General features: G+C 42.3%; 14 protein-coding genes. 6 read left to right on the top strand and 8 right to left on the bottom strand.

From position 1 onward, the window contains the following. Window positions 1–82 precede the first annotated feature (82 nt). The gene (locus CWC02_RS21130; protein WP_425334987.1) at window positions 83–523 is read left to right on the top strand and encodes a methyl-accepting chemotaxis protein; all 441 of its coding nucleotides are present in this window, start codon (window positions 83–85) and stop codon (window positions 521–523) included. A 2-nt stretch (window positions 524–525) separates the two neighbouring features. Here the strand turns inward: CWC02_RS21130 and CWC02_RS09200 are convergent, their stop codons facing one another. Both CWC02_RS09200 and CWC02_RS09195 read right to left on the bottom strand, forming a co-directional pair. After that, the gene (locus tag CWC02_RS09200) at window positions 526–777 is read right to left on the bottom strand and encodes a TIGR03643 family protein (protein WP_054553589.1); all 252 of its coding nucleotides are present in this window, start codon (window positions 775–777) and stop codon (window positions 526–528) included. Window positions 778–822: 45 nt separating this feature from the next. Then, window positions 823–1,707: a LysR family transcriptional regulator gene (locus CWC02_RS09195; protein ID WP_054553590.1), complete on the bottom strand. Its 885-nt coding sequence runs from the start codon at window positions 1,705–1,707 to the stop codon at window positions 823–825. 102 nt (window positions 1,708–1,809) lie between these two features. On the opposite strand from CWC02_RS09195, the gene CWC02_RS09190 reads away from it, so the two are divergent. From CWC02_RS09190 to CWC02_RS09180, 3 genes are all read left to right on the top strand, one after another. After that, a complete protein-coding gene (locus CWC02_RS09190) occupies window positions 1,810–2,439 on the top strand; it encodes an NAD(P)-dependent oxidoreductase (protein ID WP_138617811.1) in 630 nt (209 codons plus the stop codon). A 68-nt stretch (window positions 2,440–2,507) separates the two neighbouring features. Then, window positions 2,508–3,530 (top strand): Kelch repeat-containing protein, encoded by a 1,023-nt coding sequence (locus CWC02_RS09185; protein ID WP_138617809.1) that lies wholly within the window; start codon window positions 2,508–2,510, stop codon window positions 3,528–3,530. Continuing rightward, window positions 3,527–4,246 carry an SIR2 family NAD-dependent protein deacylase gene (locus CWC02_RS09180; RefSeq protein WP_138617807.1) on the top strand — a complete coding sequence of 240 codons (720 nt, stop codon included), beginning with the start codon at window positions 3,527–3,529 and terminating at the stop codon, window positions 4,244–4,246. The genes CWC02_RS09185 and CWC02_RS09180 overlap by 4 nt, the downstream gene beginning before the upstream one ends. A gap of 36 nt (window positions 4,247–4,282) precedes the next feature. Here CWC02_RS09180 and CWC02_RS09175 read toward each other — a convergent pair whose 3' ends face one another. Then, window positions 4,283–5,875, bottom strand: coding sequence for a carboxylesterase/lipase family protein (locus CWC02_RS09175; protein ID WP_138617805.1), 1,593 nt, complete (start codon window positions 5,873–5,875; stop codon window positions 4,283–4,285). A gap of 253 nt (window positions 5,876–6,128) precedes the next feature. Here CWC02_RS09175 and CWC02_RS09170 point away from each other — a divergent pair, with 253 nt between their 5' ends. After that, on the top strand, window positions 6,129–6,740 hold the full coding sequence (locus CWC02_RS09170; protein WP_054553595.1) for a MarC family protein: 612 nt from the start codon (window positions 6,129–6,131) through the stop codon (window positions 6,738–6,740). Between the two features lie 40 nt (window positions 6,741–6,780). Here CWC02_RS09170 and CWC02_RS09165 read toward each other — a convergent pair whose 3' ends face one another. Beyond that, window positions 6,781–7,779, bottom strand: a complete 999-nt coding sequence (locus CWC02_RS09165) for a DUF4382 domain-containing protein (RefSeq protein WP_138617948.1) — start codon at window positions 7,777–7,779, stop codon at window positions 6,781–6,783. Window positions 7,780–8,008: 229 nt separating this feature from the next. Here CWC02_RS09165 and CWC02_RS09160 point away from each other — a divergent pair, with 229 nt between their 5' ends. Continuing rightward, window positions 8,009–8,449, top strand: a complete 441-nt coding sequence (locus CWC02_RS09160; RefSeq protein WP_054553598.1) for a hypothetical protein — start codon at window positions 8,009–8,011, stop codon at window positions 8,447–8,449. A 37-nt stretch (window positions 8,450–8,486) separates the two neighbouring features. Here the strand turns inward: CWC02_RS09160 and CWC02_RS09155 are convergent, their stop codons facing one another. The 4 genes from CWC02_RS09155 to CWC02_RS09140 all read right to left on the bottom strand — a co-directional run bounded on the left by CWC02_RS09155 (window position 8,487) and on the right by CWC02_RS09140 (window position 12,409). Then, window positions 8,487–10,175 (bottom strand): methyl-accepting chemotaxis protein, encoded by a 1,689-nt coding sequence (locus CWC02_RS09155; protein ID WP_138617803.1) that lies wholly within the window; start codon window positions 10,173–10,175, stop codon window positions 8,487–8,489. A 98-nt stretch (window positions 10,176–10,273) separates the two neighbouring features. After that, entirely contained in the window at window positions 10,274–10,783 is a 510-nt protein-coding gene (locus tag CWC02_RS09150) for a GNAT family N-acetyltransferase (RefSeq protein WP_138617801.1), read from the bottom strand. Window positions 10,784–10,786: 3 nt separating this feature from the next. Next, on the bottom strand, window positions 10,787–12,130 hold the full coding sequence (gene astB, locus CWC02_RS09145) for an N-succinylarginine dihydrolase (RefSeq protein WP_138617799.1): 1,344 nt from the start codon (window positions 12,128–12,130) through the stop codon (window positions 10,787–10,789). A gap of 48 nt (window positions 12,131–12,178) precedes the next feature. Continuing rightward, entirely contained in the window at window positions 12,179–12,409 is a 231-nt protein-coding gene (locus tag CWC02_RS09140; RefSeq protein ID WP_138617797.1) for a helix-turn-helix domain-containing protein, read from the bottom strand. Window positions 12,410–12,734 lie beyond the last annotated feature (325 nt).

Below are 12,734 nucleotides of genomic sequence, written 5' to 3'. Positions count from 1 at the left end.
GTCTCAAGCAGCTGACATTGCTTATAGTACCTCGACTGAAACTGATCAAATCGCTCATCAAGGGGCTGAAGTACTCAGTAATATGGTTAGTGTTATGGATGAACTTGCAAATAAAATGGAACAAGCAGCAAATGAGATCACAGCACTTGATAAACAGTCTCAGCAAATCGCAAATATAGTTCAAAGTATCAGTAGTATTGCTGATCAGACAAACCTATTAGCGCTTAATGCAGCGATTGAAGCCGCCCGTGCTGGCGAACAAGGAAGGGGCTTTGCTGTTGTTGCTGATGAGGTAAGACAGCTCGCTTCACGTACTTCAAAAGCGACTGTTGAAATTGTTGATGTTGTACAGCAAAACAGGGCACTGACTCAAAATACAGTTGAAGTTATAGAACAAGGTAAGAGCAAAGCTGAACAAGGCTACAGCCTAGCAACTGAATCTGGCAAAGTTATGTCAGATATTCAAAATGGCGCACAAAAAGTGGTCGATGCGGTTGGTCAGTTCGCTGACCAACTTAAATAGTGTTACCTGTGCTTATATTGAGTTTTGCAATAACCTCTTAAAATATCGGGATGGCGAAGTTTAATATGTTTACTTTGTCTCCCTGATACGCGCTTTCGCCAGAGTTTAAAACTCGAGCTCGTTAATTGCTCACGCATCAGTGCAATAACGTTTTTTTCATTTAAACCAAACTGTTGGTTTATTGCTTCAAACGGGGTTCTGTCTTCCCACGCCATCTCTATGATGCGTGATACTTCATGATCTAAGTGCTGCATTACGGCTCCTTTTTGTAGCTTATACGTATTTGCAGCAGGTTTAGATTATAAAATATCGTGTTGCCAGTGCTCTGCTAAAAAGTCGATGAACGCTCTCACCACATTTTGTTGGAAGTTACGCGATAAATACACCGCCCATAAGTGAGAGCCCATAGTAGTATGCTCTGGCAGTACTTTTACAAGCTCACCCGATGCCAAATAGTCATTGGCGAGATCGCATGGTAGGTGAGCCACCCCGATTCCTTGTTTTGCTGCTTTTAGAAGCACCCCCATATCGTTGGCAACAATGTTGCCCTTCACGGTCACTTTTTGTGTGTTGTCGCCGTGTTGAAATTGCCAAATAGTGTGTTTGTTATGAACAAGGCAATTGTGAACAGATAAGTCACTCGGCTCAAAAATCTGTGGGTGCACAGCTAAATAATCGTTAGAGGCACATACGGCGGTTGCGATATACATTAGCTTACGGGCAATAAGACCTTCATCGGGCTGGTGGATGTAACGCAAAGCGATATCAACGCGGTCATCAACCAGCTGCGATAAACTATCTGAAAGTAACAGTTCAAAGCGCGTCTGCGGGTGGCGTTTGGTAAACTCTTCGATGGCATCAAATAGCTTATGTTGGCCAAGCCCAATCGGGGAGGCAACGCGAATGGTACCTACCAATTCGTTGTTATGACTGTGTGCTCGGCTTTGTAAATCAGACACTTGATTTAATATTTGCTGGCAATAGCTAAGGGCTTCTTCGCCTTGAAGGGTCAAACTTACTTTGCGTGTTGTGCGATGAAACAACCTTAAATTTAGCCACTTTTCAATGTCTTGAATATGCCTAGAAACTTGTAATCGGCTTAAACCTAAATGCTCTGCAGCCTGAGTAAAACTGCCTGTACGGGCAACTTCGACAAAGCTAGTAATTGAAGTGAGTTTATCCATTGGTATCTTAAAATGAAACAATGTGTATCTATATAGTGTATTTATCAGTAATTGGTGAACAAGTAAACTGCAATCATTGAAACAAACAACGGAGAATTCCTCATGAAATTAGCAGTTATTGGCGCAACAGGTTGGATTGGCAGCCACATTACTTCAGAAGCAATCGCACGTGGTCATCAAGTTAATGCATTAGTTAGAGACGCAAGTAAAGTAACCCAAGATAACGTCACTGTGACTGAATTTGATTTAACTAAAGACGATATCGCAACTGCAGCTGCAGGTAGTGATGTTGTTATTGCGGCAATTGGTGGTCGTGCTTTAGGGAATCATGAAATTGTTGCAAACACGGCAAAGCAATTACTAAACTCGCTTGCAGGTACTGGCACACGCATTTTATGGGTGGGCGGTGCAGGTAGCTTAGAAGTGGCACCCGGTGTAACTCTGGTATCAAGCCCAGATTTTCCTGCTGAATACAAAGCAGAAGCCATTGCTCAAGGTGAGGCACTTGATGTATTTAGAGCATCAGCAGCAGATACAGCTTGGACTTTTGTATCACCGGCAGCGGTCATTTACCCTGGGGAGTCAGAAGGTCCGTACCGTGTTGGTGGCGACAGCTTCTTTACTGATGCAAATGGCGAAAGCAAAATATCAGTTACTGATTATGCTAAAGCGATGCTTGATGAGGCACACTCGGCAGCGCATTTAAATCAACGTATTAGTATTGCTTACTAATAGCGAGCCTTTATTCAGGCTCATAAAATGGTATTCTTAAGAGACGTGTTAAGTTACCTGTTTAATTTATGAGCCTGTTATTTTCTATTGCACTTGCAACCATTCCTGCTTTACCTGAACCCGTCGCAAACAATGCTGTCGCCAAAGTTGTTATTGATGAACAAGCCTACTTCCTAAGCTTTATGGGCTTGAGCTCAGGCAAAGCACATACCGATGTTCATAATAAAGTGTGGGTCCTTAAAGTGGGCGACAACGCGTGGCAAGCGGCTAAAGCTGTGCCAAGTACATTGCCCCTTACTGGTCGTTTGGCAAGTACCGCAGTGGGTGTGGGTAAGCATGCCTATGTATTTGGTGGGTATACCGTTAGCGCCGATCATCAAGAAATCTCTACACCCGATGTATATCGCTATGATGTGCTCTCTAATTCATATACGCAACTTGCCAGTATGCCTGTGCCGGTGGATGACAGTGTGGCACTTAAGTACCAGCAGCGTTATATCTATTTAGTCAGTGGTTGGCATAACGATGGTAATGTTAACTTAGTGCAAGTGTATGATACACAAACAGATACTTGGCAACAGGCTTCGCCGTTTTTAGGTCAACCGGTGTTTGGCCAAGCAGCGGCAATTAGTGGAAACACTCTATTGGTGTGTGATGGCGTTAAAACACAGGCGAATGCTGATAAGCGCCGCTCTTTTGCTGCGGTTGCACAGTGTTTAAAAGGCACGATTGATGCTGATAACCCATTAAAAATAGATTGGCGTACCGTGCCGCACCCTACAGGTGTTGCCCATTACCGTATGGCAGCAACCAGTTTTAATGGCGATATTTATATGATGGGAGGCTCTGATAACCCATATAACTACAATGGCATGGGATACGATGGCAAACCTGCGCCAGCGAGTGATCATGTTTGGCGCTTTGATGTTGACAAAAACACCTGGCAGGTGATGCCAAAAGCCGATACCGCGAGTATGGATCACCGAGGTTTATTAGAGCACCAAGGAAGTTTGTATCGTCTGGGTGGTATGGACAATAATCAACAAGTGACAGCCGATGCACTTGGTTACAAGGTTAAGTTATCTCTATGAATACACTCTATATTACTGGAGCGGGAGTGAGTGCCGCTAGCGGTATACCAACCTTTCGTGGTGAAGATGGTTATTGGACCATTGGTAGCAAAAATTATACGCCGATGGAAATGGCAACCCGTGCTATGTACGAAAACAACCCTCGCGAATTTTTAGCTTGGTATTATCATCGTTTTGCAACCTACCGCCATCACGGCCCTAATGAGGTTCATCATTGGTTGAGTGATAAAAATCTCATTACGCAAAATATTGATGGCCTTGATGGCAAAGCTGGAAACACTGATTTTATTGCTATTCATGGTCGCTTAGATCAAATGACACTGTTTCACCATCAAGGTGACGATGTGATGGCTTTTAACGCGCCGTGGGATAAAGTAAACGAAGACAACCTCCACCACTCCTTGCTTGAGGTGTTCAATATTAATAATGAAAGCCCCAAGCTAAACGAATCGTTTAAGCCGTACGTGTTGTTATTTGATGAATACTACACTGAGCTTTATCGAATCTCTGAGGCGCAACAGCGTATGCTCGATGCCGATAAAATCGTCTTTATCGGCACCTCGTTTAGCGTCAATATTACGCAAATGGCACTCGACATTGCACGCAGTCAAGGCACGCCAATTGAAGTAGTAGACCCAGATCCTACTCACGTATTTCATCCTAATGTGACATACCACAAGATGACAGCGCTTGAGTATGTTCAGCAGCAAGGATAAAAATAAGGCGCTTATATTAAGCGCCTTATTTAATTATTACTTTTCAGCTTTGGTTGCTGTGATGTTTAACCGCGCTTGTAAGGGGTCCGGTAAAAACTCTGCAGTCCCTGATTTACTCATTTGCAGTATAAAAGATTCATCATTTTGATATGCTTGCCAAGTCGGTAAACCTGGGCCATTTGGTGTGCCTAATTTAATAAAGTTCGTCACATAACGGTGCATTATTTTAGCGGCTTGCTTATCTTGCTCAGTGGTAACGTGCCCATATTTAGCAGCCACAGTATTAAAGAAGTACGGAATTTCGCTGGCGTGCTCTGCACCAGGTTTATCTAAAGTTTGCGCCACATAACCAAATCGATACAAAAAGGCATCATTACCCATATCTGTCACACGCTTTGCAACGAACCTTGCTGGCTCTTGCATTAAAGCGTCTTGACCAACTTGGTAATTAAGTAAGGGTAAAGGCATTTGGTCATTTGCATCGTAAGTCATTTTTGCTTGTGTACTGTGCGGGGCAAAACTTGCGAATAGCGCCTCTTTAGAGGCAAAATTAGCAAAGCCTAAATCCATATCTGTTGTGCCAACCATAGTCGCGACATGGCTAAATGTGCCTTTACTCAAGCGCGCTTCAGTCGCCGAATTGATAATAGTGCCATCAATAATTGGCCCGCCAACGTACGTAGGTTCATCATCATTTTGTCGGTTTAATGTGCTCAAATTTAGGTTATCAACCACGTCTTCGGCAGATAACTCACGTAGTGCAGCAAGGGCATTTTCATCACTGCCTAAAATGGTGTGTTGTTTGGCAAAGTTTTCGCCAATCTTTTCGGCGCTTAACACGGTGTCGTCATCACTATTAAGTGGCAACTGCTTAAATAGTTCTCGTCCGCCTGCTGACATAATAATCGCTTGCTGGAATAAGCTGCTAGCTGCAGGGGTTTGCATCATCGCATGTACCGATGCGCCTCCTGCAGATTCACCCATGAGTGTTACTTTTGCAGCATCACCACCAAATTGAGCGATATTTTGTTTCACCCATTCTAGGGCTGCAATTTGATCCATCAAAGCGTAATTGCCCAGTGCATCGTTCTCAAAACGACTAAGGGCAGGGTGCGCAAAAAAGCCAAATCGGCCTAAGCGATAATTAAAGCTAACAAAAATAACCCCTTGTTTAGCAAAGCTCTCACCTGAATAAACAGCAGGTGATGCGCCACCATTTACAAAACCACCCCCGTGTATCCAAACCACAACAGGGTAAGGAGTATCGCTGGGTTTAGTGGGTTTAAATACATTTAAATAAAGGCAATCTTCCGAAGGGGTTGTTGTCAGCGGTGCTGCATCGGCTGCAAACGGCTTTTGCATACAGTCAGGCGCGTAATCGTTAAGTACTTTTACATCTTGCCACTTGGGCACAGGTTGCGGCGCTCGCCAGCGTAACTCTCCCACCGGAGCTGCAGCATACGGAATGCCTTTATAGGCAATAAAACGTCCTTCTTTTTGCCCTTGGATAAGCCCGCCGGTGACGGTAATTTGATCTGATTGAGGTTGTTCTTGGCAACCTTGCAAAAATACAGCAGAGCCTAATAGAAAAGATGAGTAAAAAATCGATTTGAGAATACGCGATGTCATAACAAAGCCTAGGCTGTTTGGGTAAGGCTTATAATATTAACATATTCAGATAGTAACAACGAGAAAACCAGCATAGCTACAAGGGGAGGCTATGCTGGTTTTAGTATTTGGCTAATAAAGAGTTTTCCTGTCATTAAATCGTTACAAAAAGGCTCTAAAAATCTGCAGCTCAATAACTCAAGGATCTGTGTAATACTTATTAGTGCAAAAAATTGCTAATGTAAAAGGAGTGCATTCTCATTTTAAGGTATATATGTTAGATAAAGTTTTGCATGATTTTTTAGTCATTTGGGCAACAATAGACCCTATCGGCACAATGGCGTTGTTTGCTGCTTTAACAGCTAAATTGCCTGCCGATAGGCGGCGAAAGACTGCTTTTAAAACGGTGGGTTATGCTGCCATTGTATTAATTGGAGCGATTGTCATAGGGCAGTTGCTGTTAACTGCAATGGGTATTAGTTTGTTGTCGTTCCAAGTTGCTGGTGGCATTATTTTATTTCTGTTCGGTCTACAAATGATTTTTGCTGAGGAGGCCCAGCAAGGTGATGTTGAGTCACAGCACGATATTTCTGTATTCCCTTTAGCAATTCCCGCAACAGCATCGCCGGGTGCAATTTTAGCGGTTATTCTAATTACCGATAACCATATTTATAGCGTTCAGGAACAAGTAATTTCGGCAATAACAATGCTGGTAGTGTTATTGATCACTTTATTATTGCTGTTGTTAAGTGAGCGAATTTTGAAAGTTATTGGGGTTGGCGGTGCATCGATACTAACGCGAATTATGGGGTTAATTTTAGCTGCATTATCTGTTGAGTTTGTGATGGAAGCACTAGGAGTCGCTAAATGGGTGGCCAATAATTAAAAAGCCCGCAGCGCGGGCTTTTTAATGGGGTATGCCAATATTATTCAGAAACAGTGAAAGATACGTCTAAGTCTTCACCCGATGTTACTGTAATTGGTTTTACTTGATAAAGCGTAAATGCTTCGTCTTGCGTTTCAGCGTCATCGATGTGCGCTGCACAGGTATAAGCAAGTTGATAATCACCTGGTTGAATGAACGCAAGTTCAAATTCGAATTGGTTATCTTCGCTATCGAACACAACATCCGCCGTTGCAAGAGGTGCATCTAATGGTGTTTCATCTTCGTTAACTTCATAGTTGTCCATTGGCATTTCAACATCGCTGCTATATAGGTAAACAGCATGACCGAATGAGCCATCTTCGAGTGCGATATCGATATTATCAGTTTCACAGTTAGCGATAAGTACGTCGCTTACAGTGCCTTCGATATCTTCAGATTCAGCAAGGTTTTCTAAGCGAACACCGCGTGGTTTTAAGAAGATCTCATCACTATTTTGTGGATCAACTAATGACTTTTTAAGGTCAAATTCAATAACAAACTCGTTACCAGCTTGGTTTAGGGTAAGGCCATCAAGTTGAATTTCACCGATACCATCGTTGCCTTTACGTTTAACAACCAGTGGTGCAATACTGTCATCTTCGTAAACAACATGCGAAGTCATGGTTAAATCGTTTGTGTCACCATTGATCACATCTGCACGGATCCATTGATATTCGCCAGCAGGCACTTCTTCATCTTCTAATAAAGAAAATACATCATCACCTGTGTAGTCTAATAAGTTAACCATTTCAGGCATTGTTTCATCATTATCTTCACGGGTCTCAAACGTGAATTCTTCACCACCTTGGGTTTTCAATGTGATTGAATCAAACACAACATTTACAGCTTTTAAACCTGTCACTGGTGCATCAGACACACCTAATGTGAACTGTGCAGTTTGCGGCTGAGGATCAACCGAGTCGTTCTTGTCGTTATCTGAGCCACAACCAACAAGTGCAAATAAAACGGCGCTGCTAAGTAATGTAGTTTTAAAGTTCATCATTTCTTCCCTTTGTGTTCTAAAAATTTATTAGCAGTGTAATAACTAAAACTTAATGTAACTTGAACTTCTAATGATAAGTTTCGATTAACACCTTTGTACCTTTTATGTAACAAGCTGAAAGTCAGAATAAAAAATAACTGCAAGTTTAGAATGCTTTTTAGGTAAATCCATTTTTCTTCCACATTTTGCTGACACCATGACAAAAAATAAGAACCTAGGAACGAAAATGAAGGTTATTGACTTGGAAAAGCGCTTTGAGCTTATGAGCTGGGCATTATTAAGTGCAGTAAATATGCTTTTACTAGTGGGGTTTATGAATAGTAAATCGGAGGTAAGTAATTTACTTTTTAGTTTTTTGTTGTGCTCTGTTTCATTACTATTAGCGGTACTTGTATTCAATTCAAAACGCAATTTAACGGTATGCCGCCACGGTGTGCATTACCGCAATTTATTCGGGCAATGCCGCCATATGCATGCAAGACAAGTGCAATTTATTCACCATTACTCGTTTTTTGGTTTGCGATTAGTGCTTGTTATGGGCGAAAAATATATTTGCTTTGCGCCTTTTTATAGCCTTAATGACAAACACCAACAACGCTTAAAGCGCTACGATAACGATTTGTTTGATTGGTTAAAGAACTTACAAAAGACCAATGACTTTTGTTAAGCAGGCACATTTACCTGCTTAACCATGGCGCTAGATATTAGGTTTTATAACGACTTACATTTTGTTCTAACTGAGTTGCTGTGTCTGTCAGCTCGTGCATGTACGATGTGGCTACATCGGTATCATTGGCGGTTTTATTCGCAATATCGACAATGGTCGTCATGTTTTGGTTAATCGCTTCAGACACTGATGTTTGCTCTTCAGCAGCTGTGGCTATTTGTGCATTTTGTGACGTGATAGTGTTTACCGAAAGCAATACTTCATTGAGTGCTTTTTCGACTTCGCCCGCTTCATTAACACTGGTTGCACTGCCTGATTTGATTGACTGCATAATGTTATTTACAGTTGTTGTTCCTTGTTGTACTTGCTCAATCATCGCCTCTATTTCATGAGTGCTATCTTGCGTGCGTTTTGCAAGCGTTCGCACTTCATCAGCCACCACCGCAAAGCCACGACCCGCTTCACCAGCTCGGGCAGATTCAATTGCCGCATTTAGTGCTAGTAGGTTTGTTTGCTCGGCAATGTTTCTGATCACATCAAGCACACTACCAATTTGACTCGATTGTTGATTAAGCTGATCGACCGCATTCGCCCCTTCATCAACTTGTTTAGCAAGGCCGTTAATCACCTTTATGGCAATGAGCAACTGGTTGTTAGCCTGTTTGACTAAATGATCGGCATGTTCAGCAGCCGTTGAGGCCTCTTGCGCACTGCGTGCAACTTCCATTGACGCCGCCGACATTTCGTTTATTGCGGTTGCAACTTGTTCACTTTCTTCATGTTGGCGATTAATACCTGCATGCATATTGGCAAGTAGCTCGTTGAGCTTATGTGAGGCTTGATTCATCGATTGCGATGATTGGCGAATATCAATAACCATTTTACCAACGTCATCGGCAAAGCGGTTAAACGAACTGCCAAGCTTGCCGAGTTCATCGTCTCGTTTCACCATTAAACGTTGGGTTAAATCGCCATCACCTTGTGATATATCGTTCATTGCTAGTACGGTTGTGTGCAAAGGGCTAGTAATACTGCGCGATACCACCACTGCAATCGCTGCGGTAATTGCGACAGCAAATACAGAAGCGATGATGGTGTTTATAAAGGCATTATCGATACCTTCATTAACCCGTTGTTCTGTTACTGCAACTTGTTGCTCAAGACCACTGATCCAAAAACCTGTTCCTAGCACCCAATTCCATTTTGGTACTAAAGCGGCATAGCCGAGCTTAGGATTCACACTGCCATTGGTATTTTTCCAAGAATACTGAACATAACCACCGCCGTTCTTTGCAGCATCAATCAGTTCTCGAATGAGGTAAACCCCATTAGGATCTTTGAAATCATAAAGGTTTTTACCCTCAAGAGAGGTGTTAACCCCATGGGCAATGTTGACACCTTTTACATCATAAACAAACACATAGCCAGTATCGCCAGCATCATCAAAACGCAAATTACGTAAAATGCTTTTTGCTTGGTTTTGTAGTTGCTCAGTATTAGAGCCATCATCTTGTGCGATGAGGTTAGCAATCGAGCTCATAGCAATTTTTTGGTAATTGCTAACTTCAGACTTACGGTCGTTTTCCATTTGTGTAGCAAAACTTTCAACGGTTTGTGCACCACTGTGTTTTGATTGCACATAGTTGTAGAGTGTCAGCATAATTGCAATGAGTAGGGGGGGAAGTAGGGCTAGAAAGAGTACCCGTTGCTGTATTGATAGCGCCATCTATCGCTCCTAATAAAAATCCGCAGTACTAGTTTAGTACTTTTCAAAAGTTTTATTAGTCGACTTTATGGTTAGATCGATAGGCTATTGAAGCTGGTTTATGCGACCTGCTTATAAAAATACACTGTTGCATCAAATTCACCGGAGGAACTTTTCGCAAATCCAGGAATAGTGCCCGCTTCAATATAATCGAGTTTACGATACAAATATGAGGCAGTGTCACCTTGGCGGGTATCAAGTAATAGTAATTGAAGACCTAAAATACGCGCGTCGGTCTCTAGGCTATTCATCAATTGTTTTGCAATTCCTTGGCCTTGATATTCGCTGTGCACCATGAGCTTTTCTACTTCACCGCGGTGAGCGCCATTAGCTTTGGCGCATAAAGAAAGCTGTACTGAACCAATCACCGTATCACCATTTAGGGCAAGGTAAAGCCTACGGTAAGGCGTTGCTAAATCTCTATCAACCCCTTGCCAGTAGTCGTGTGCTGACTGTAATGATAAAGGAGCAATAAAGCCAATTGACGCGCCACTGGCCACGCTATCAATCAGCAAATTATTGAGGGATTTCGACACCCCTTTTATAGAATGCACTGCTTTAATTTTCATTATTTATTCTTGTTGAAATGGATACACAGAACCTAAATTAAGTAAGCTGGTTAGCTCATCAAGTGCCTGATAGCTTTCGGTTAAAAGCATCGGATCGGCAAAGTCATCACTACTTAACGAGTCACGATAATGCTTATTCGCCCAATTTACTAGTTGGGTATATTTTTCTTCGCTGAATCGTACTGCCGGATTAACCGCGGCTAGTTCGTCAGTATTGAGTGCAACACGCAAGCGTAAACAAGCAGGGCCACCGCCATTTTGCATGCTTTGGCGCAAGTCAAAAAAGCGCACTTGCTGAACAGGGTTATCAGCCAAAATCATTTCTTGAATGTAATCGTGAACAGCTTGATTACGCTGACACTCTTTAGGTGCAACCAGTATCATGCTGTCATCACTTAAGGTAATTAATTGGCTATTAAATAAATAGCTGCTTACAGCATCTGTAATGCTCACTTTATTGGTTGGCACTTCAATAATATGGAGTGGCTTGTTACCTAAGTAAGCTTGTTTAATCTGTTTTAGCGTGTCAGCTTGATGTAAAAACGCTTGTTCATGGCATAAAAGTACATTGCCATTGGCCACAGCGATCACATCGTTATGAAAGACACCTTGATCTATCACATCAGGATTTTGTTGAATAAATAACTGATTTTCTGGCTTTAGCTGATGCAAACGGGCAACTGCTTGCGAAGCCTCAAGAGATTGTCTTGCAGGAAATTTAACAGGTTTTGGTAAGGCGCTATTAAAACTACTTGCCCCATAAACAAAGATCTCAAGCCCTGTATCTGCATGGCTGTCGCACAATCGATTATGATTTGCGGCGCCTTCATCACCAAAAAAGCCTTGAGCAGGTAAATGCGTATGATGGCTAAAGTAACGCTCATCGTTAAACATGGCTTTTAATAATGCTGTAGTTGTAACGGGTTCTAGCGAGCGGTGAAACTTATTATTTAAGTTAGCAGCCGTAAAGTGTACTTTGCCATCAAGGGTATCGACTGAAGGCGAGATAGTGCCAGCATTGGCTGTCCACATGGCCGATGCACTGTAACAAGCTCGCAGTAAAATGGGGTCGGCTTTAAATGCTTTTTCAATAATCTGGCTATCGGTGCCTGTGAAGCCTAAACGCTTCAGCACATTAATGTCGGGGCGAGCATGAGGTGCAAAAATACCTTGTTCTAGTCCTAACTCGTGCATCGCCTTCATTTTTTCAAGGCCTTGTAGTACAGCCTCTTTAGGGTTTGAATGCGAAGAGGCGTGACTTAGTGAAGCGACATTGCCATACGATAATCCCGCGTAATTATGGGTAGGCCCTACTAAGCCATCAAAATTAACTTCTACTGCGTGCATACTTTGTCCATCATTTTTGTGCATGTATTTTAACCATACAGAAGTTATTTAGCTGAAGCCAGCTAACTCTAATTCGACATGACGCAAACTTTGTTGAAGGCGTTTCTGAGTGGCAATTAAATACGCTTTTTGTTTGTTCTGTTTAACTTGTTGCTGTCGTGCAGCTTTATACAACACACGTTTAGGAATGTGGTACTGCTCAGACGCTTCGGTGATTGTCAGTTGGTGCACCGAAATTTTTTTTAGCGCTTCAACAAATGCAGGGTCATTATTTAACATAGCGACGCTCCAAATCAGCAACATTATGCGGATCGTTTGCTTCATGTATATGCCATGTGCTGATGTCTAATCGCCAAAGTAGATAAAGAGTGTGAAAGAAGTTAGTCACGTTAGTCTCCTTGTTAGTGCCAGTTCACACTCACTATTGGAAGATCTGTGCCAACCCTTTATTAAATTCAAATTCATTAAAAATCAATAGGTTAACTTGTGGTGGTTTGGGTGTCCCTAAAATCAGGCACTAAAATAGTGAAAGGCAAATGCAGTAATGCACTTTAATGATGCGTGCTTTTATTGTTGAACGAGGAAATACGCGATGTGAAATCGC

The organism is Pseudoalteromonas sp. S2721, from assembly GCF_005887425.1.
Lineage (GTDB): Bacteria > Pseudomonadota > Gammaproteobacteria > Enterobacterales > Alteromonadaceae > Pseudoalteromonas > Pseudoalteromonas simplex.
Note: the sequence above shows the minus strand (reverse complement) of the source record. Positions and strands in the feature narration are given on the sequence as shown.

Bases quoted from the DNA above. Each gene is read 5' to 3' on its own strand.
- CWC02_RS21130 (WP_425334987.1), top strand. From the start codon at position 83: ATGGTTAGTGTTATGGATGAACTTGCAAATAAAATGGAACAAGCAGCA.
- CWC02_RS09200 (WP_054553589.1), bottom strand. From the start codon at position 777: ATGCAGCACTTAGATCATGAAGTATCACGCATCATAGAGATGGCGTGG.
- CWC02_RS09195 (WP_054553590.1), bottom strand. From the start codon at position 1,707: ATGGATAAACTCACTTCAATTACTAGCTTTGTCGAAGTTGCCCGTACA.
- CWC02_RS09190 (WP_138617811.1), top strand. From the start codon at position 1,810: ATGAAATTAGCAGTTATTGGCGCAACAGGTTGGATTGGCAGCCACATT.
- CWC02_RS09185 (WP_138617809.1), top strand. From the start codon at position 2,508: ATGAGCCTGTTATTTTCTATTGCACTTGCAACCATTCCTGCTTTACCT.
- CWC02_RS09180 (WP_138617807.1), top strand. From the start codon at position 3,527: ATGAATACACTCTATATTACTGGAGCGGGAGTGAGTGCCGCTAGCGGT.
- CWC02_RS09175 (WP_138617805.1), bottom strand. From the start codon at position 5,875: ATGACATCGCGTATTCTCAAATCGATTTTTTACTCATCTTTTCTATTA.
- CWC02_RS09170 (WP_054553595.1), top strand. From the start codon at position 6,129: ATGTTAGATAAAGTTTTGCATGATTTTTTAGTCATTTGGGCAACAATA.
- CWC02_RS09165 (WP_138617948.1), bottom strand. From the start codon at position 7,779: ATGAACTTTAAAACTACATTACTTAGCAGCGCCGTTTTATTTGCACTT.
- CWC02_RS09160 (WP_054553598.1), top strand. From the start codon at position 8,009: ATGAAGGTTATTGACTTGGAAAAGCGCTTTGAGCTTATGAGCTGGGCA.
- CWC02_RS09155 (WP_138617803.1), bottom strand. From the start codon at position 10,175: ATGGCGCTATCAATACAGCAACGGGTACTCTTTCTAGCCCTACTTCCC.
- CWC02_RS09150 (WP_138617801.1), bottom strand. From the start codon at position 10,783: ATGAAAATTAAAGCAGTGCATTCTATAAAAGGGGTGTCGAAATCCCTC.
- astB (WP_138617799.1), bottom strand. From the start codon at position 12,130: ATGCACGCAGTAGAAGTTAATTTTGATGGCTTAGTAGGGCCTACCCAT.
- CWC02_RS09140 (WP_138617797.1), bottom strand. From the start codon at position 12,409: ATGTTAAATAATGACCCTGCATTTGTTGAAGCGCTAAAAAAAATTTCG.